We start from the raw sequence: 18,094 nt of genomic DNA, 5'->3' as shown, positions 1-18,094 counted from the left end.
GTGATATTATGAAAAAATTTGATTTTGAAACAGTAGTAAACCATGTTAGAACCTCGGGTTTTGTTTTTCAAGGGAGCGAGATCTACGGCGGTCTTGCAAATACATGGGATTTTGGTCCTCTAGGGATTGAACTTAAAGAGAATGTAAAACGTCTTTGGTGGCAGTCGTTTGTCTCTCGAAATCCATACAACGTTGGAATTCAATCGGCAATTCTGATGAATCCTCAAGTTTGGAAGGCAAGTGGACACTTGGATACCTTTAACGATCCCCTCATGGATTGCCGTTTGTGCAATACACGCCATCGTGCTGATAAGCTTATTGAAGAGTTCAGTGATGTTGAAATTAATGCAGGTGTTATGACAAATAAAGAAATGGAAGCGTATATTGAAGAACACAAGATTCCATGTCCAAAATGTGGTGGTCATGACTTCACTTCAATCCGTCAGTTTAACTTAATGTTTAAAACGTTCCAAGGTGTTAACGAAGATACTGCAAGCACAATTTACATGCGCCCAGAAACGGCTCAAGGTATGTTTGTAAACTATCGTAATGTGCAACGTTCATCGCGTAAAAAGCTGCCATTTGGTATTGCGCAAATTGGAAAGTCATTCCGAAATGAAATCACACCCGGTCAATTCATTTTTAGAACACGAGAGTTTGAACAAATGGAGTTGGAATTTTTTGTCAAACCCGGTGAAGATATGAAATGGTATGCTTACTGGCAAGACTTTGCAATGAACTGGTTGTATGGATTGGGTCTTGATAAAGAAAACTTGCGTATGCGTGAGCATGATGCTGAAGAACTATCACATTATTCCGTGGCAACATCAGATATTGAATATCGTTATCCATGGGGATTTGATGAGTTATGGGGAATCGCAGATAGAACTGATTTTGACCTCAAACAACATCAAGAACACTCCAAAGTAAGTATGGAATACCATGATCCCGAAACAAACGAAAAATATATCCCTTATACTGTTGAACCTTCATTGGGTGTTGAGCGTTTGATGCTTGCATTGATGTGTGAAGCATATGATGAAGAAGCTCTTGGTGATGACGATAAACGAATTGTTATGCGTTTCTCACCAAAAGTTGCTCCAGTTCAAGTTGCAATTTTGCCACTTTCAAAGAAATTATCGGAAAAAGCAACGGAAGTCATGCATGAATTCATCAACGATTTCGTATGTGAATTCGATGAAACACAAGGTATTGGAAAACGATACCGTCGACAAGATGCGATTGGAACACCATTCTGTATCACTGTTGATTTTGACAGCCTTGAAGACAACCAAGTTACAATACGTTTCCGTGATTCAATGGAACAAAAACGTGTAAGTATTGATGAAGCGAAAGCACTGATGCATAAAGAAATATACGGGTGATAGCATGCGGCGAATGCCAGAGGCTTTAATCAATGATGTTCGCGCTAAAAGCGACATTGTTGATACAATTTCAAACTATATGACGTTAACCAAAAAGGGTAAGAATTATTGGGGTGTTTGCCCTTTCCATAACGATCATGATCCATCAATGTCCGTATCCCCAGACCGACAAATTTATAAGTGCTTTGTCTGTGGCGCAGGCGGTAATGTGTTCTCGTTTGTAGAAAATTTTGAAAAGGTTAGTTTTATCGAAGCTGTGATTAAGACCGCATCGCGTGTCAATATTGATCTTTCAGAGTATGAATCAACGACAACTGCTCCTGTTAATGAAGAGAAGAAACGACTTCTTGAGGCTTTGGATGAAACGCAGAAATTCACTGAGTTCCAACTTTTTACAAAAGATGGTCAAGAAGCAATGGTCAAGTTAGAAGAACGTGGCTACAACCAAGAACTTATTCGAAAATTTGGAATTGGTGTTGCATTTGGCAACAATCAGATCACAAACTTTTTAATTGCAAAAGGTTTCTCAGAAGAGGAACTCATTCGTGCGGATTTATCGCGGATGAGTGATGATGGGCTCAGGGATGTTTTTTACAATCGTATTATGTTTCCAATTTTTGATCCCTATGGGCATCCAATTGGATTCAGTGCGCGTGCACTGAGTGATTCAAATTCCGTAAAGTATATTAATACTTCAGAAACAGAGACCTATGTTAAGGGAAATACAGTTTACAACTTCCACAATGCCAAGGACGCGTCCCGAAAAGAGGGTTATGTCTTGGTTACAGAAGGTGTAACCGATGCGATTGCCTTTACTAAAGTTGGAATTAATAATGTTGTCTCAATGCTTGGTGTTGCGTGTACCCCACAACAAATTCGTCTATTAAAGCAATGCAGTTCCAATATTGTGTTAGCATTTGACGGTGACCGTGCAGGGCTTGAGGCGACGTTCAATATTGGTAAGAAATTGCGTCAAGAACAATGTACTGTGTCGATATGGTATAATGATAGCGGTCTTGACCCTGACGACGCCGTACGGAAATTGGGCGAAGATGTCGTAAAAAAAGGCATTGAAGATCGCACCAATTGGCTCGACTTTGTGATGAGCTATGCAATCGGAAATTATGGTTTAGAATCGTTTGATAAGCGCAAACGGGTGGTTGAGTTTATGATTGATTATCTTCGTACAGAAGATGAATTAACACAAAGTTACTACCTCAAAAAATTAGCAGAGAAAACAAACTTCGATGTTGGCGTTTTATCACAACAGCTACAAAACAAGGTTACAACCGAGATTCCTCGAGCAAACCCTGGCAAACTTGTTATAGAAACAAGCAATCACTTTGATGTGATATTACCAGAACGGGCAATCTTAAAGCAAATGTTAGGTTCAAAAGAAGCGGCGCATATCTATCGTGATCAATTGGGATTTCTTGTCTCAGATCTTGCGACAGATTTCGCGATGGTCATTCTTGATCGCTATCGTGTTCAAGAAACAATACAAATTGCCGATATTTTATCACTTGATATTCATGATAAAATGAGACAATTCGCTTTAGAAATTGATTCAAGTGAGATCATGGGTGAGTTTGACCGCATGAGCTTACAACAAAACATTGATTTGGTACGACGCGAACTCTTAAGACTTGGAATTGGAAGCCTTAAGGATGAAGGACGTCGTAAAATGGAAATTGATGAACAATCCCGATTGCTTGAAGAAGCAATCAAACAGATTCGAAGTAATAAGCGTGAAGGAGAGAGATAATGACACGTAAAAAGTTAAAAACTCTGGATGAAGTAAAAGAGAGTTTCTTAAAAGAGTTCGAAAAGAAACAAGTGTTGTTGAATGAAAATGTTGAGAAGTCAATTGCTCACTTGAGTTTGGGTGATGAGGACACAGAAGAACTGTTTCAATGGTTCGCTGACAACAGCATTGTTCTATCAGATGGTGAAGACGATGTTCCTGAGATTCTTGAAGAAGATCTCATTGACGAAGAAGCCGATGATGTCGCCGAAGAGTACCTCGGCGAGGGAGATGATGAAGGTGAAGGACCTTTTGATGATTCTCTAAATAAAGTTGACCTGAGTTCGTATGAAAATGAGCTGACAAGTGCAAACCTTGTTCGAATTAACGATCCTGTAAAAATGTATTTGAAAGAAATCGGTCGTGTTAACCTCTTAGATGCCAAAGATGAGCCAGAAATTGCCCGTCGATTGCAAGAAGGTGAAGAAGCGCGTCAACTTATTATAAACATCTACCGCGAACGTTATGCAGAAGAGGCAACGGATGAAGAGTTTGAAGAATTGCTTGAAACAATCAAAATCGAGGAAATCTTTGAAATCTTGAAAGACCACTTCGTAGATGATGAAGCAAATCTAGCCTACATTGATAACTGTGAACAAACATACTATGACGGTCTTGAAGCGCGTCGTATTCTGATTTCTGCTAACTTGAGACTTGTTGTTTCGATTGCAAAGAAATATGTTGGACGCGGCATGCTGTTCTTGGATCTTATCCAAGAAGGAAATATGGGACTTGTTAAAGCTGTTGAGAAATTTGACTACACCAAAGGGTTTAAATTCTCAACATATGCAACATGGTGGATTCGTCAAGCAATCACCCGTGCCATTGCTGACCAAGCGCGCACAATTCGTATTCCTGTTCACATGGTTGAAACCATTAATAAGTTAACACGTATTCAACGATCACTTGTTCAGACATTAGGTCGTGAACCGACAGCGGAAGAAATTGCTGCGGAAATGGAAAACATGACCCCTGAAAAAGTACGAGAAATCCAAAAAATTGCCTTGGATCCTGTGTCATTGGAAACACCGATTGGTGAAGAAGATGACTCACATCTTGGTGACTTTATTGAAGATAAAGATGCATTATCACCGGATGACTATGCAAATAATCAACTTCTTAAAGAAGAAATCAATATGGTCCTTGAAGGTTTAACAGAACGTGAAGAAAAAGTACTTCGTTTGCGTTTTGGACTTGAAGATGGCCGTACACGAACACTTGAAGAAGTTGGTAAAGAGTTTAACGTTACGCGTGAGCGTATCCGTCAAATCGAAGCAAAGGCATTGCGCAAATTAAAACATCCAACGCGTTCAAAACGCTTGCGTGATTTTGTCGATAAACGATAGATTATGAACTTATCCAAACGACTTCACCAAATTTATGAACTTGTACCGACTGGTTCGCGTCTTGCGGATATCGGAACAGATCATGGTTTGCTGATCATAAAGTGCTTGGAAGAGAATGTCTGTACATTTGCCTATGGGTTGGATATCGCAAAGCAACCCCTTGACGCTGCACGCGCAAATCTTGTACGATTCGGCTTTGAGGAGCGTTGTGAGCTTGTACTGGGTAATGGTCTTGAACCATTTAAAGGCGAGGCAAATTGCTTCGTAGCCGCTGGTATGGGCGCGGAAACCATTTGGGGAATTATTGCATTGTATCCGTTTAAAGAAACGGATACAATCATTCTTCAATCGAATACTAAAAACCCATGGTTGCGAAAACAAGTAACACACCATGGCTTCAACATTATTGATGAACGCTTTTTGATTGATAAAGGAATGCCCGTCACTATACTTGTAATTCAAAAAAACGGGAATTCACACGATTTAACAGAAACAGAAGCAGTGATAGGTCCTGTATTGATAAAAAACATCAATGATGACTATCGAAATTATTTAACAGAACGTATGCAACATTTGGCAACAATCCATCATCATGATGTGTCATTACGCCAAGAATTTGACATAATTTCTGAAATTGTAAGAAAGGAGTGTTAGTATGAATCTACTCAATAAAAAACTTTTTGAGAAAAATAACTTTAAGGAATTGACATCAGTTCAAAGCAAAGTCCTCAAAGAAATCTCAAAGAAACGTGATTTAATTGTTAAATCTGATACAGGTACTGGTAAAACCCATGCCTTCCTTTTTGCGATTTTAGAACTTATTGATCCCAATTTAGTGCAAACACAAGCAATAATTTTAGCGCCAACCCGTGAGTTGGCAATGCAAATCTTTGAATTCTCCAAGGATATTATGGAGATAGAACCACTTATTAGTATTGACCTTGCAATCGGAGGTATGGACAACACCCGCCTTAATGGGAAAGTCTCAAAGCAACCCCATATTTTAATCTCTACACCAGGTAAACTGGTCGATATTTTATCATGGAACGTGCTTCGATTGGACTATGTAAAAACATTAATTGTTGATGAGACTGACATGATGCTTGACTATGGCTTCTTAGAAGAAGTTGATGGAATTGCCTCAAAACTTCAAAACAATGCCCTCTTCATGCTTTATAGTGCAACGATCCCTAAGGGGTTGCGCGCATTTGTAAAGAAATATCTTAACAATCCAATCGAGATTGTCTCAGAAGAAGAAGTCTTAAAACCACGTATCGAACACATCTTGGTTAACCAACGCCATCGTAACATGCCAGAAGCAGTATTGGATGTCCTCAGTGTCATCAATCCACTCCTTGCGATTGTATTTACAAATACGAAAGTACAAGCTGTTGAAGTAGCAAATTACTTACGTGACTATGGCATTGATTGTGTTGAAATTCATGGTGATGTGAGTGACCGTGGTCGTAAACAAGTTATCAGTCGAATTAATAGCAAAAAAGTTCAATACATTGTTGCAACCGATTTGGCTGCGCGTGGTATTGACCTTCCTGAAATTAGCCATGTTATTAATGCTGGATTGCCAAATCATGATCTTGATTTCTATACCCACCGTACAGGGCGTACAGGGCGAAGTGGTCGTGAAGGGTTTGCGATTAGTATTGTAGGTCCAAAGGATCAAAGTGCTGTTGCGAAGTTAATGAAACAAGGATTTAGCTTTGAATACAAACGTATTAAAGATGGTACATTAGAAGAAGTGCGACCATTCTACAATATTCAAAAACGTACCAAACAACTAGATCCAGAAGTTGTACAGATTTTGCATCGTAAGAATGTTACCGTAAAACCTGGATACCGACGCAAACGTAAAATGGAAATTGAAAGCCTCATGCAAAAGAAACGTCGCGATATGATTCGCAACGAAATACGTGAGCAAAAGAAAGAGCGTGCCCGTGCACGCCAAAAGGAAAAAGAGTCGATTTAAGGAGGTTGATTGATGAATAGTTCTAAAGGAAAAGATAAAGTCAAAGACTACAGTGGTAGCAGTGAACATCTTAAAAAAGACATGAATATCAATAAAACAATTAATGTCCGCCTCAAACTATTCATCGGTTTGCTCCTTGTGATAATGGCGGGATTAATTTACCGTCTTTACGACGTGCAAATTCTTCAGGCAGAGCATTTCGAGACGCTTTATGATAAATATCAAACGCCGCCTATCTATGCTCCTACAATGCGTGGGGAGTTTTACGATCGCAATATGAAAAGTTTGGTAACGAATAAAGCCAGTAAGGTTATTGTGTATTATCGTCCCCGTAATATATCCGATTCCGATGAATGGGAGAATGCAGGGCGGTTTGCCAAGCAATTTAATGTCAAGCATAACTTAAATGATGATGACTTACGGGTCTTATGGTTGCGTTTAAATGACTATGGTCCTGACAAGGTGACTGATGAGGAATTTAAACAACTTGAAAAAGGTGAGATTACACAAGCAGCATATGAGAACTTGAAGAAATCACGGATTACCGATGCTGAACTTGCAACATTAACAGAAGAATCCAAAGACACCTTCAACATGCTCATTAAAATGCAAAATATCCAAATGGGTCAGTCCGCAACGGTACTTGAAGATGCAACCAATGAACAAATTGCCTACATTTCTGAACATGCTGCGGACTATCCAGGCTTCTCGTATACAACGACATGGGATCGCGAGTACAGTAAAGATATTCGTATTGCCGATTTAATCGGAAGTGTGGGTGATATTCCTGCTGAAAAGCTAGCATACTACACAGCAATCGGTTATCAAAATAACGATAAAGTTGGAACTTACGGTCTTGAATCGCAATATGAACGCCTTCTATCAGGTGTTGATTCACAATATGAGCGCACAAGTGGCCATATGGAATTAAGCCAAGAAGGGCGTAAGGGCGTTGATCTAAGAATTTCTATTGATACCGACCTTCAAAAATATGTGGAAGAAGCCCTTCAAGCCAAATTGGAAGAAGTGCGTCGTGATCCGCGACGTCAAATGGCGGAACAGATGCACATGGTTGTTTCTGATCCCAATACAGGGGATGTCCTTGCAATTGCTGCCATTAAATACAATAAAGAAAAAGGCACCTATTACAATGATATTCAAAGTCCAATGATTTCTGCATTCCCAGTTGGTTCAACAGTTAAACCTGCTACAGTATATGCAGGTTTAACAGAAGGTGCCATCACAAAAAACGACTATTTCTACGATACACCCATGCTCATCTCAGGAACGCCACCGCGTGAATCTTGGAAAGAAGGTATTGGAAATGTTAATGCTGTGACTGCTTTGCAGCAATCAAGTAATATCTTCATGTTCCATGTTGCGATTCGATTGGGTCACACAGAGTATATACAGAATGGTCCATTAGTATTTCCAGATCCAGTTGCAACGTATGATTTGATGCGTAACTATTACAGCCAGTTTGGTCTTGGGGTTCCTACACAAGTTGATTATCCCCGTGAAGAAACGGGATTCAAAGGGAATAAAGACAATCCAGGTTCGCTTCTAGAGTTTGCGATTGGACAATTTGATAATTATACAACATTACAAATGAGTCAGTACATTAATACGATTGCCAACGATGGTAAACGCGTTGCACCGCGATTTGTGATTGAGGGACTGGATCAAAATACGAAGAAGACCGTTTATGAGAATCCCGTCAAACTCTTGAATACGCTCGAAGATATTGAATCTTTGCGTGTTGCTCAAGAAGGAATGCGATTGTATATATCATCAGATGAAGGGTATGCAACAATGCCAGAAAAATTCACTTCAGCTGGGAAGTCTGGAACTGCTCAAGATTACTTGGATGGCGTTATGGTTCGTAATTATTCGTACATTGTCTATGCACCGTACGAGAAACCAAGAGTTACCGTTGCATGTATTGCGCCGACAAATGTAACAGATTCACATGCGACTGAGAGAAATTCAGGAGTCACAAACTCGTGTGGTGAAGTCAGTACACAGGTTCTTGATTACTATATGGGACGCTAGATTTAGTACTCATACGTACTCTAAAGGGACTGAAATCACACAAATATGATATAGAAATCTATACAAATGGTATATGAATTAAAAAAGAACTATGATATAATGTCTAGGCTATTAGTAAATGGAGGTAATTATGAGAACTCAAGCTATTTTAAAATGTACAGAATGTGGCGAAGAAAATTACTATGGATCACGTAACAAAAAAGTTCAATTAGAACGTATGGAAATCAAAAAATATTGCCCACGTGACCGCAAACACACTTTACATAAAGAAAAAAAATAAGTCGCTATCGACTTTTTTTTCTACCTTGGAGGATAAATCATGAAAATTAAGAAACAAGTTATGGGGTATGTTCAAACCAATACCTATTATTTAGAAATTGATAATAAAGTTCTTGTGGTTGATCCTTGTTTGGATCCTCACAATGATGCGAAACGTTTACTGAAACCATTAGAAGATAAAGATGTTGTTGGTATTATTCTTACGCATGGTCATTTCGATCATATTTCTGGAGTAGATGCGATCGTTGATATTTACCACTGTCCTGTTTTTATTTATCACGAGGAACTTCATTATCTCAAAAATATCAATGCGAATTTATCGAATCAAATGCCGGAATCGGTAGTCATTCGTGCAGAAGCGACACCGATTGAATGCGAACCTATGGAAATTGGACCCTTTGCCTTTGATATTATAAAGACACCTGGTCATACCAGCGGGTCGATCTCGTACATTTTTGGTGACGATGTCATTGATGGCGACTTTATCTTTGCGGATACAATAGGACGAACTGATCTACCAACGGGAAGCATGGCAGTGATGAATGATTCCATACAAATGTTTGTTGATGAGTTTGCAGGTATGGATATTACGTTGTATCCTGGGCATGGTGAAATCACCACTTTAGAACAAGAACTCAAATCAAATAGTTTCTTAAAAATCTAACGAATCCGTTAGGTTTTTTTTATTGTATTGGTATTTAGAGGTATGGAAAAAATACAAATGAAAGTTTACCAATTGATTCAAGCGAGTATCGAACAGAATGTCAGTGATATTCATTTTAATATTCGTGATGACCGTAAGGAAATTCTATTTAGAAGTCACAAGAAAACCGTGCGTCGTATTATAGATGACGATGCACTTCATATATTCAACCATCTTAAATATTTGGCTCGTTTCGATTTAAGTCAGACAGTGGCACAAACAGGGGTGTTCACGATTGTAGTCGATTTCAAGGAATACTATATCCGTTTTGCTGCGGTTCAATCTTTTGACTTAAGGAGTGGCGTTGTTCGAATATTAAACTTAAATGCTATTTCTTCATTTGAACAGTCTGTGTACAGAGAGTCCGATCGCAATAGAATTTCACATTTATTGAGTGAAGAGAGTGGTATTATTGTTTTTACGGGTCGGACTGGTAGTGGGAAGTCAACGACATTGTTTAATTGTGTGTCATCCGTGAAGGGGCGCCAAGTATATTCGTTAGAAAATCCAGTGGAACGTTATAACAGTGATTGGATTCAAATAGAGGTTAAATCATACGTAGAGCCTTTGACACAATTATTGCGTCATGACCCTGACATAGTGATTCTTGGTGAGATTCGCTCTGAAGAAGATGTTGGTGAGTTGATTCGTGCCGGGTTAAGTGGTCATTTGGTGGTCGCAACGATGCATGCTGGTTCACTTATTCAAGCACTGCGACGACTTATGGATTTGGGGGCAAGTATTTATGACATGGTTGAAATCCTTAAAGGTATTGTGTATCAAGAAATGAAACGTAATCAAGATGGGGAGGTAATTGTTGAGTATGAAATTGCAGGGATTGAAACAATTAAAAGACTATTGGACAAGACAGCGGCTTATCAGTGAACTAGAAATGATTGTGATTCATCTCAATATTAATGCAGACATTACAGAGTTTAACACACTCCATAAAACCTCATTCACAAGTTTAGAAGATCTTACACAATTGCTCTTGAATAAGCAGTGCGAAACGCAGCTTGAACCTTTCATAATTTTAAAACTGCTTAGTAAACAAAACGAAGTAAAAAAGCAATTCATTAAGGAATGTACAACACAATTGGTCTATCCACTGATTCTTGGAATGGTAAGTATAGCTATGATGATTTTCTATGTGCTCGGATTGAGTACGATGATATCCGATATGGTTGTGGGCTATAGCGTGGATGTATCCTCTATATGGATATTTCAAAGAATCTTCGTACTGATCATCACAGCTTTACTCCTTTTAATAGTTATACTTAGCACCGTTTTATGTCTAAGAAAATCACTATGGCCACTAATTCGTGTGGGTATGTTTCGAAAACAATCACTGATAAAGATAATCTGCACACTCTCATTTGTGGAAGATTTAATGGTACTTCGTGATGAAAATCTTCCATGGCAAAAAAGCGTAGAACAGATAAATAAACTAAACATTAATTCTATTAAAAAGTGGCAGAGCTATGCCGTTTTGACGCATTTAGAATCTGGTGAATCATTTCAAACTGCCTTTGATGCGGCATATTTTGACATGACACTGAGTAGACAAATTCGCTATACAGATTCCTTAGATAATATTGATGAGATGTTACAACGCTATTGCTTGATGAGTCGGGCACTATGTTCTCGCATGATAAAACGTCAAACAGACAAGGTCAAACTGGTGATTTATCTTCTTGTAATTGTTGTGGTTGTTGCATTCTACAGCGCATTAATGGTTCCCATGAAAATAATGGAGGTATTATGAAAAAAGGGTTTACACTTATGGAAATGATATTAGTTATGGCAGTAATTGTTGTTTTGTTTCTTCTAACTATGCCAAACATTCAAAAGACACTGAATGTCGTTAATGATAAGGGGTGTGATGCACAACTCAAGGTTGTCGATGCGGCGATTTTACAATGGCAACTAAAAAATGATGCAATACCCAATTCCATATCACAACTTGTGTCTGAGCAATTAATCACCGAACGTCAAACGCAGTGTAGTGATGGGACTGCAATCGGAATATCAAATGGCCAAGCAGTCAAACGATAAAGGATTTGTACTGAGTGAACTTTTAATTGTTGTTGCCATTATTACAGCATTCAGTTTACTCGTTATTGTTCCAATTAGAATTGTAATCCGAGATCGCCCATCATCGATTTTATCAATTCAAATTAATGCAATGTATGAAATGAAGCGAGTGAAGTATGATAGTCGAATTTGGTTCAATGCGAATGGGAACGTAAATAGAGCAGGGACGTATGAAGTGCTTGGAAAAACATGCATAATTCAACTTGGTTTTGGGAGGTATCGATGTGAATGATGGTTTTTTATTAATTGAATGTCTCATAGCGATGGCAATGTTGTCAATGATGGTGGTGATAATCTGGAATCTTATAAGCGTGGTTTTACACTTTTAGAAACACTCGTAGCTGTTGCAATTATCCCTGTCCTTATGCTCTTGATCTATAGTATCCTCATGACAATGACGCGAACTGTTGTACCACAGATTGAGCAGCATGATATATTTCAAAGGCAACTCCAACAGCTGATTAATCGATCGGGTTGTGTTATATATGCTGGCGATAAATTAATGCTCTATTATGATAATGAAGTATTTGAGATCATGATGCGTGATAATCGGATTGTGAAAAGTCCTGGGTATGAAATTTTGTTAGAAGAGGTAACCGTGTTTGAAGCAAAATCCGAAATAATTCGGTACTGTTTAAAGGAGCGGTGTTATGAGTTCTAAAAGAGGGACTATTCTTCTCTCAGTTTTAGCCGTCTTTATTACGTTTATATCGTGGACACAAGCAGTTTTGGTTGCATATAACGGTTACATGCATGACATGCAAAAATTAAAAGTTATTGACCAGAGAATCGCGATTGAAGCGCGTATTTTCCCTATAATTCGATTGGGAAGTGAATATTATGCATGGGTCGTTAATCAAAATATCGTTATTGCATACCGGTATGAAAATATTCTTTTCGTTTCTATTCTTGGAAATATGTCATATTGGCTTGAATATGATATAATGGAAGACGACAGTTTTAAACTTAAAACTATGGAGGATTAATTATGATTTCATCTAACGACCTACGTTCAGGTATGTCCATCTTGGTTGAAGGGAACCTTTACCAAGTTATCGATACATCGCATAATAAAACTGCGATGCGTCAAATGATTATTAAAGCAAAAGTTCGCAATATGCGCACAGGATCAGTAACCGAATTATCGTTTACCGGTGGGGATAAAGTTGATCAAGCTCACATCGAAAAACGACCAATGCAATATCTCTATGATGCAGGTGATGATGTTGTCTTTATGGATACAGAAACCTACGAACAAATTGAAATTGCCAAAGACCGTTTGGAATGGGAATTAAACTTTATGAAGGAAAATTCCGATGTAACAGTAATTCAATTTGAAAACGAAATTTTAGGTGTAAACCTTCCTGAAAAAATTGCTTTGGTTGTAACAACAGCGGAACCAGCAGTTAAAGGTGATACTGCAACAAATGCACAAAAAAATGCGATTGTTGAAACGGGTTATGAAGTACGTGTTCCATTATTCATTAGTGAAGGCGAAGTTATTCTTATTAACTCAAACGACGGAAAATATTCTGGTCGTGCATAAACTACAGGAAACTGTAGTTTTTTTGTGAGAATTCACAGTGGTTTATCAAGAATGGTGTTATTGAATGGAAGTGAATGCTAAATTCAAAGTTTTAGATGGTGAACCAGTGTGAAGTACTAGACATAATATAGGTTCTAAAATATAATAGTCATGTACTTCAGGGCAGGGTGGAATTCCCGATCGGCGGTAAACCCCGCGAGCCGTATGGTTGAACTGGTTTGATTCCAGTGGCGACAGTTAAAGTCTGGATGGAAGAAGTTTTTTTCATGGTCGCCTTGAGTATTACATTTTTTTCACAAGGAGGATTTATATGAAAAAAATTAGTACTCGACACATGGTCCAAATATCGTTTTTATCAGCGATTGCCATCGTGTTTTATTTTTTTGAGTTTCCCGTAATTCCAGGTTCGCCACTGAAATTTGATTTTAGTGATTTTCCTGTAATTGCAGCTGGAGTGATGTTGGGACCAATCCCGGGTATTATTGTTGCTCTGATTAAGAATATCATTCATCTCTTGTTTATTTCAAAAGATGGTCATTTTGCAGGAGAACTAGCGAATTTCTTTTTTGCAGTATTAATAATGCTGCCCGTCGCGATGATTCCAGTCAAAGGTAAGTTGAAGCAAATGCTGCTTTACATTGCGACTATATTCTTTGCTGCAGGGCTAATGCATGTTTTAAATTACTATATTACATTTCCACTCTATGGCATGACATCTGCGGATTCACTGACAATGCTTGTAAATGTATTCTTGCCATTTAATCTTGTTAAAGGGGCAATACTGATGGGCGTTTTATATTTGGTTAAGCCCATGTTAGATAAAATTAAGTGAGAACATCTTCGGATGTTCTTTTTTGTTAAAACAATTGCAGTTTGTGCCAAATTAATATAATCTATTAAAGGTTAGACTGCTGGGGATATAGAATTCATAGGTGCCGTTATTATACTGTAAATTTAACTGCAAACTGTGCTATAATTTATCAAAAGGAGTGATACTTAAAATGAAATCTCGTGTCAAGAAAAATCAAGATTTACATGAATCTTTAGCTTCAAACGCAGAGAGTGACATTCAGAACTCAAACTTATCGCATTTTGCGAATCGATTGAATCAAATTGACGATCAGTTTAAACGTATGGAGGAACCTGTTGTTTCAAATCAAGAACCAACGCGTGCACGCCAACATGAAGTTGAGCCAGTTGAAGAAAAGGTGGCTGAAACATTTGATACCTTTGAAAATACATATCTCAAAGATTTCTTAGATGAAGTCAAGGAGTACAATGTAAAAAAAGGATATCGTGAGACAGAGAATACACAATCGAATATCATTCGTGAACTTAATATTGCTCCTAATGTCGTAAAACCTGTCGATGAAGTCGCAATGAAATCTGTGCTTGGTCAAGTTGATCCTGACTTGGCTCATGATATTGAAGATGTATCAACTGATCTTGGAGAGACTCGTGTTTTTAATGCGAATGCACTCCGTGGAGACTTCGATGAAAGTCTTGATTTGGATCAAACCATCGCCATGGCAGTTCAAGAAATGGTTGATGAGCCTGATGATGCAGATACACAACCGATGGCATTCGTCGATAGTATTGATTTTGGAGATGTCGATACCGAAAACGAATCGATTGAAATCGATGAAGATATCTTTGATGATGCACCACTTTTTATTGAAGAAGTCAGTGCAGAGGATGATCGACTTGAGTTTGATTTCGATGCAGAAAAATTTAAGAAAGAATTGATGGAGCAAACACAAACACTACAACACAAGATCATTGATCAAGAACGAAATATTGATGATATGAACGACACGATGGTCCGAACCAATCGACTCCTAAATGTTGTTTTATCACTGTTATTCTTAGCGATTTTCGTTGTGCTTGTACTGATTGTTTCACAACTACCATTTTAATTGAGGTGAAGAAGTGATTAATATAGCAATTGATGGCCCAAGTGCGTCTGGGAAAAGTACAATCGCAAAGCAATTAGCCAAGAAGCTTGGGTATATTCATATCGATACGGGTGCAATGTATCGTGCGGTTGCATTGGAGTGTTTGAATCGTAATGTTGATTTGGATAATGAGACAGCATGTTATGATGTTGCACGTGTCAGTGATATCAGTTTGAAAACTGATGGATCGATTTTTGTGAATGGCGATGATGTATCGCGTTTGATTCGAACAGACGCCGTTTCACAAGGTGCTTCTAAAGTATCAAAATTTAAAAGTGTGCGTGAGCTACTTGTAGACAAACAACGAAAGATTGCAGCAAAGAAGGGGTTTGTTCTGGATGGGCGTGATATTACGTCTGTCGTTCTTCCCGATGCTGAGGTTAAAATCTATCAAACCGCCGATGTCGCAGTTCGCGCAAAGCGTCGATTTGATGAATTAAGCGCAGCGGGATTTGATGTTAATTATGATTCATTGTTTGATGAACTTGTTGAACGCGATGAACGCGATATGAACCGCAGTGAGTCACCTTTAGTGAAGGTGGCGGATGCGTTAGAAATCAACACAACACATCTCAGTGTAGATGAGGTTGTAAATTTAGTTATGGGATATATAGAGAGTAGGGGCTTAAATGATTGATGGAGTAATTGCAATCGTTGGACGACCGAATGTTGGTAAATCTTCCCTGTTTAATCGTATTATGGGAGAACGACTTTCCATTGTTCACGAAGAAGCGGGCGTTACACGCGATCGTCTTTACGGAAAAACAACATGGTTAACTAAAGATTTACGTTTTATTGACACAGGTGGTATTCAAATTGAAGGACAAGCATTTGCTGATGAGATCGGGATGCAAGTTGAAATCGCAATTGATGAGGCCGATGTTATTATTTTTGTTGTTAGCGCTATGGAAGGGATCACAAAAGATGATCACCATATTGCACGATTGCTGCGAGAAACTGATAAACCAGTTATTGTTGCAGTTAATAAAGTAGATGATGTTCAGTTTAAATCAGATATTTATGAGTTTTATGCATTGGGATACGACGAACCACAGGCTGTAAGTAGTCTGCATGGTATTGGAATTGGTGATTTGTTGGATGATATTATTCGCAAATTGCCAGAAGAGGGTATTACACTTTATAATGATGAGTTAAAATTTTGTATCATTGGACGCCCTAATGTTGGGAAAAGTTCATTGGTAAATTCGATGTTGAATCAAGATCGAGTTATCGTTTCCGATATTGAGGGAACTACACGGGATGCGGTGGATACACCGTTCCGATTTAATGGTCGCGATTATGTTGTTATTGATACTGCGGGAATTCGTAAGCGCGGTAAAGTATATGAAGATGTCGAGAAGTATTCAGTGCTTAGAGCAATGAGTGCAATCGAACGATCTGATGTTGTATTGTTTGTCCTTGATGGAGAAAAAGGTATCCGTGCGCAAGATAAGCACGTTGTTGGTTTCGCGCATGAAGCTGGGAAGCCAATTATTGTTGTTTACAACAAATGGGATACTGTCGATAAAGAAGAAACAGCAATGGAAGACGTTAAAAAGAAAATTGAAGCAGAGTTTGTCTATTTACCGTATGCACCCATCGCATTTGTATCAGCACTTACCAAAAAACGTGTTCATACATTGTTACCTATGATCGAAGATGCATATTTAAACAGTCAACGTCGTATCAGCACAAGTGTTTTGAATGAAGTTATTCAAGATGCAGTACGTATGACGCCACCGCCATCACATGCAGGGAAACGTATGAAAGTTCTCTATGCATCACAAGTTGCGGTTGCGCCTCCAACTTTTGTAATCTTTGTAAGTGATCCTGATTTATTCCACTTCTCATACAAACGTTACTTGGAGAATTGCTTGCGTCGTGCCTTTGATTTCACGGGTACTCCAATCCGTATTCTCGTCAGAAAGCGGTGATCAAAATGAAAATAGGTATTATTGGTTCAGGAAGTTGGGGGACGGCGCTTGGTCAAGTCCTCGCTGATAATAATCACGATGTTCTAATTTGGGGTCGAAAACTTGATGAAGTCGTAGATATCCATTTGTACAATCTAAATGAAGCATATTTTCCCGGTGTTAAATTAAATGAAAAACTGGATGCAACTCAAGATTTTGAAGATCTAATGGATTCAGACATTATCCTTATCGCGGTACCAACGGCTGCAATTGAAGAAATATCACGTGTTCTTGATGAAACTTTAGTGAAGAAAACGTTGATTATTAATGTTGCGAAGGGGTTACACCCAACAACACACGAACTTTTGATGGATGTAATTGAACGTGTAATTCGTCCTGAAAAACTCGCGGGGGTTGTAAGTCTGATTGGACCATCACATGCTGAAGAAGTAGTCCTTCGTGAACTGACAACATTGAATGCAGTTTCAAAAGATGAAGCACTCGCAATTCAAGTCCAAGAGTTGTTTTCGAATGAATATTTTAGAGTATATACAAACACGGATACCATTGGATCACAAATTGGTGTTGCAATCAAGAACATCGTTGCGGTTGCCAGTGGCGCCCTAACAGGGCTCGGTATGGGGATAATGCCAAAGCAGCGCTAATGACGCGTGGTTTGGCTGAAATGACCCGATTTGGGGTTGCTATGGGTGGTAACGCATCGACCTTTCTTGGTTTGTGCGGTGTTGGTGATTTAATTGTCACCTGTACCAGTCCGCATTCACGTAACTTCCAAGCTGGATTTGAAATTGGGAAGAATAATTCCGCGCGTGATTTCTTTAAGAATAATACCAAAACGGTAGAGGGTGTTCATGCTGCAAAAGTAATTCATGAACTTGCACAAGAGAAAGGTGTATCGATGCCAATCACTGAACAAGTTTATCAAGTTATTTATGAAGAGAAAGAGCCTCTAAAAGCCATAAGTGAGTTAATGCAAAGAGATTTAAAAGCCGAAACGCTTTAACTTGTCTTT

General features: G+C 38.6%; 19 protein-coding genes, 1 pseudogene and 1 riboswitch. All 20 genes and pseudogenes read left to right on the top strand.

Translation table 11 applies throughout. From position 1 onward, the window contains the following. The first annotated feature begins 8 nt into the window (after window positions 1–8). The 20 genes and pseudogenes from G7062_RS07630 to G7062_RS07535 all read left to right on the top strand — a co-directional run bounded on the left by G7062_RS07630 (window position 9) and on the right by G7062_RS07535 (window position 18,085). Window positions 9–1,385 (top strand): glycine--tRNA ligase, encoded by a 1,377-nt coding sequence (locus tag G7062_RS07630; RefSeq protein WP_166065318.1) that lies wholly within the window; start codon window positions 9–11, stop codon window positions 1,383–1,385. Between the two features lie 4 nt (window positions 1,386–1,389). Continuing rightward, the gene (gene dnaG / locus G7062_RS07625; RefSeq protein WP_166065317.1) at window positions 1,390–3,150 is read left to right on the top strand and encodes a DNA primase; all 1,761 of its coding nucleotides are present in this window, start codon (window positions 1,390–1,392) and stop codon (window positions 3,148–3,150) included. Beyond that, window positions 3,150–4,535: an RNA polymerase sigma factor RpoD gene (rpoD, locus tag G7062_RS07620; protein WP_166065316.1), complete on the top strand. Its 1,386-nt coding sequence runs from the start codon at window positions 3,150–3,152 to the stop codon at window positions 4,533–4,535. Before dnaG ends, rpoD begins: the two co-directional genes overlap by 1 nt. A 3-nt stretch (window positions 4,536–4,538) precedes the next feature. After that, window positions 4,539–5,189 carry a class I SAM-dependent methyltransferase gene (locus G7062_RS07615; protein WP_166065315.1) on the top strand — a complete coding sequence of 217 codons (651 nt, stop codon included), beginning with the start codon at window positions 4,539–4,541 and terminating at the stop codon, window positions 5,187–5,189. Between the two features lies 1 nt (window position 5,190). Continuing rightward, window positions 5,191–6,519: a DEAD/DEAH box helicase gene (locus G7062_RS07610; RefSeq protein ID WP_166065314.1), complete on the top strand. Its 1,329-nt coding sequence runs from the start codon at window positions 5,191–5,193 to the stop codon at window positions 6,517–6,519. Window positions 6,520–6,531: 12 nt separating this feature from the next. Then, window positions 6,532–8,571 carry a penicillin-binding protein 2 gene (locus tag G7062_RS07605; RefSeq protein WP_166065313.1) on the top strand — a complete coding sequence of 680 codons (2,040 nt, stop codon included), beginning with the start codon at window positions 6,532–6,534 and terminating at the stop codon, window positions 8,569–8,571. A 130-nt stretch (window positions 8,572–8,701) separates the two neighbouring features. Beyond that, entirely contained in the window at window positions 8,702–8,851 is a 150-nt protein-coding gene (gene rpmG / locus G7062_RS07600) for a 50S ribosomal protein L33 (RefSeq protein ID WP_166065312.1), read from the top strand. A 39-nt stretch (window positions 8,852–8,890) separates the two neighbouring features. Further along, window positions 8,891–9,514 (top strand): MBL fold metallo-hydrolase, encoded by a 624-nt coding sequence (locus G7062_RS07595; protein WP_166065311.1) that lies wholly within the window; start codon window positions 8,891–8,893, stop codon window positions 9,512–9,514. A 42-nt stretch (window positions 9,515–9,556) separates the two neighbouring features. After that, window positions 9,557–10,438, top strand: coding sequence for an ATPase, T2SS/T4P/T4SS family (locus G7062_RS07590; protein ID WP_166065310.1), 882 nt, complete (start codon window positions 9,557–9,559; stop codon window positions 10,436–10,438). Then, window positions 10,377–11,318 carry a type II secretion system F family protein gene (locus tag G7062_RS07585; RefSeq protein ID WP_166065309.1) on the top strand — a complete coding sequence of 314 codons (942 nt, stop codon included), beginning with the start codon at window positions 10,377–10,379 and terminating at the stop codon, window positions 11,316–11,318. The genes G7062_RS07590 and G7062_RS07585 overlap by 62 nt, the downstream gene beginning before the upstream one ends. Next, complete coding sequence (comGC, locus tag G7062_RS07580; RefSeq protein WP_166065308.1) at window positions 11,315–11,608, top strand: competence type IV pilus major pilin ComGC; 294 nt, start codon at window positions 11,315–11,317, stop codon at window positions 11,606–11,608. The genes G7062_RS07585 and comGC overlap by 4 nt, the downstream gene beginning before the upstream one ends. Then, entirely contained in the window at window positions 11,586–11,879 is a 294-nt protein-coding gene (locus G7062_RS07575; protein ID WP_166065306.1) for a prepilin-type N-terminal cleavage/methylation domain-containing protein, read from the top strand. The genes comGC and G7062_RS07575 overlap by 23 nt, the downstream gene beginning before the upstream one ends. An 18-nt stretch (window positions 11,880–11,897) precedes the next feature. Next, window positions 11,898–12,308, top strand: coding sequence for a type II secretion system protein J (locus G7062_RS07570; RefSeq protein ID WP_166065305.1), 411 nt, complete (start codon window positions 11,898–11,900; stop codon window positions 12,306–12,308). After that, window positions 12,298–12,633 carry a hypothetical protein gene (locus G7062_RS07565; RefSeq protein WP_166065304.1) on the top strand — a complete coding sequence of 112 codons (336 nt, stop codon included), beginning with the start codon at window positions 12,298–12,300 and terminating at the stop codon, window positions 12,631–12,633. Before G7062_RS07570 ends, G7062_RS07565 begins: the two co-directional genes overlap by 11 nt. A gap of 2 nt (window positions 12,634–12,635) precedes the next feature. Continuing rightward, window positions 12,636–13,193 carry an elongation factor P gene (gene efp / locus G7062_RS07560; protein WP_166065303.1) on the top strand — a complete coding sequence of 186 codons (558 nt, stop codon included), beginning with the start codon at window positions 12,636–12,638 and terminating at the stop codon, window positions 13,191–13,193. 149 nt (window positions 13,194–13,342) lie between these two features. Then, a riboswitch (FMN riboswitch) is annotated at window positions 13,343–13,457 on the top strand. A 46-nt stretch (window positions 13,458–13,503) separates the two neighbouring features. Continuing rightward, a complete protein-coding gene (locus tag G7062_RS07555; protein ID WP_166065302.1) occupies window positions 13,504–14,025 on the top strand; it encodes an ECF transporter S component in 522 nt (173 codons plus the stop codon). A gap of 169 nt (window positions 14,026–14,194) precedes the next feature. Further along, window positions 14,195–15,109, top strand: coding sequence for a hypothetical protein (locus G7062_RS07550; protein WP_166065301.1), 915 nt, complete (start codon window positions 14,195–14,197; stop codon window positions 15,107–15,109). Between the two features lie 13 nt (window positions 15,110–15,122). Then, window positions 15,123–15,785 carry a (d)CMP kinase gene (gene cmk, locus G7062_RS07545; protein WP_166065300.1) on the top strand — a complete coding sequence of 221 codons (663 nt, stop codon included), beginning with the start codon at window positions 15,123–15,125 and terminating at the stop codon, window positions 15,783–15,785. Then, a complete protein-coding gene (gene der / locus G7062_RS07540) occupies window positions 15,778–17,082 on the top strand; it encodes a ribosome biogenesis GTPase Der (RefSeq protein ID WP_166065299.1) in 1,305 nt (434 codons plus the stop codon). Before cmk ends, der begins: the two co-directional genes overlap by 8 nt. A gap of 5 nt (window positions 17,083–17,087) precedes the next feature. After that, window positions 17,088–18,085: pseudogene (locus G7062_RS07535) on the top strand (NAD(P)H-dependent glycerol-3-phosphate dehydrogenase). The last annotated feature ends 9 nt before the right edge of the window (window positions 18,086–18,094 follow it).

The organism is Erysipelothrix sp. HDW6C (assembly GCF_011299615.1).
Taxonomy (GTDB): Bacteria; Bacillota_I; Bacilli_A; order Erysipelotrichales; family Erysipelotrichaceae; genus Erysipelothrix.
The sequence above is the reverse complement of the archived record's forward strand: the minus strand, read 5'-3'. Positions and strand labels throughout refer to the sequence as shown.

Coding starts and splice junctions, on each gene's coding strand:
- efp (WP_166065303.1), top strand. CDS start 12,636: ATGATTTCATCTAACGACCTACGTTCAGGTATGTCCATCTTGGTTGAA.
- G7062_RS07630 (WP_166065318.1), top strand. CDS start 9: ATGAAAAAATTTGATTTTGAAACAGTAGTAAACCATGTTAGAACCTCG.
- G7062_RS07610 (WP_166065314.1), top strand. CDS start 5,191: ATGAATCTACTCAATAAAAAACTTTTTGAGAAAAATAACTTTAAGGAA.
- G7062_RS07615 (WP_166065315.1), top strand. CDS start 4,539: ATGAACTTATCCAAACGACTTCACCAAATTTATGAACTTGTACCGACT.
- G7062_RS07570 (WP_166065305.1), top strand. CDS start 11,898: ATGTCTCATAGCGATGGCAATGTTGTCAATGATGGTGGTGATAATCTG.
- G7062_RS07550 (WP_166065301.1), top strand. CDS start 14,195: ATGAAATCTCGTGTCAAGAAAAATCAAGATTTACATGAATCTTTAGCT.
- G7062_RS07565 (WP_166065304.1), top strand. CDS start 12,298: ATGAGTTCTAAAAGAGGGACTATTCTTCTCTCAGTTTTAGCCGTCTTT.
- der (WP_166065299.1), top strand. CDS start 15,778: ATGATTGATGGAGTAATTGCAATCGTTGGACGACCGAATGTTGGTAAA.
- G7062_RS07590 (WP_166065310.1), top strand. CDS start 9,557: ATGGAAAAAATACAAATGAAAGTTTACCAATTGATTCAAGCGAGTATC.
- rpoD (WP_166065316.1), top strand. CDS start 3,150: ATGACACGTAAAAAGTTAAAAACTCTGGATGAAGTAAAAGAGAGTTTC.
- G7062_RS07595 (WP_166065311.1), top strand. CDS start 8,891: ATGAAAATTAAGAAACAAGTTATGGGGTATGTTCAAACCAATACCTAT.
- comGC (WP_166065308.1), top strand. CDS start 11,315: ATGAAAAAAGGGTTTACACTTATGGAAATGATATTAGTTATGGCAGTA.
- G7062_RS07585 (WP_166065309.1), top strand. CDS start 10,377: ATGAAATTGCAGGGATTGAAACAATTAAAAGACTATTGGACAAGACAG.
- G7062_RS07575 (WP_166065306.1), top strand. CDS start 11,586: ATGGCCAAGCAGTCAAACGATAAAGGATTTGTACTGAGTGAACTTTTA.
- G7062_RS07605 (WP_166065313.1), top strand. CDS start 6,532: ATGAATAGTTCTAAAGGAAAAGATAAAGTCAAAGACTACAGTGGTAGC.
- dnaG (WP_166065317.1), top strand. CDS start 1,390: ATGCGGCGAATGCCAGAGGCTTTAATCAATGATGTTCGCGCTAAAAGC.
- G7062_RS07555 (WP_166065302.1), top strand. CDS start 13,504: ATGAAAAAAATTAGTACTCGACACATGGTCCAAATATCGTTTTTATCA.
- rpmG (WP_166065312.1), top strand. CDS start 8,702: ATGAGAACTCAAGCTATTTTAAAATGTACAGAATGTGGCGAAGAAAAT.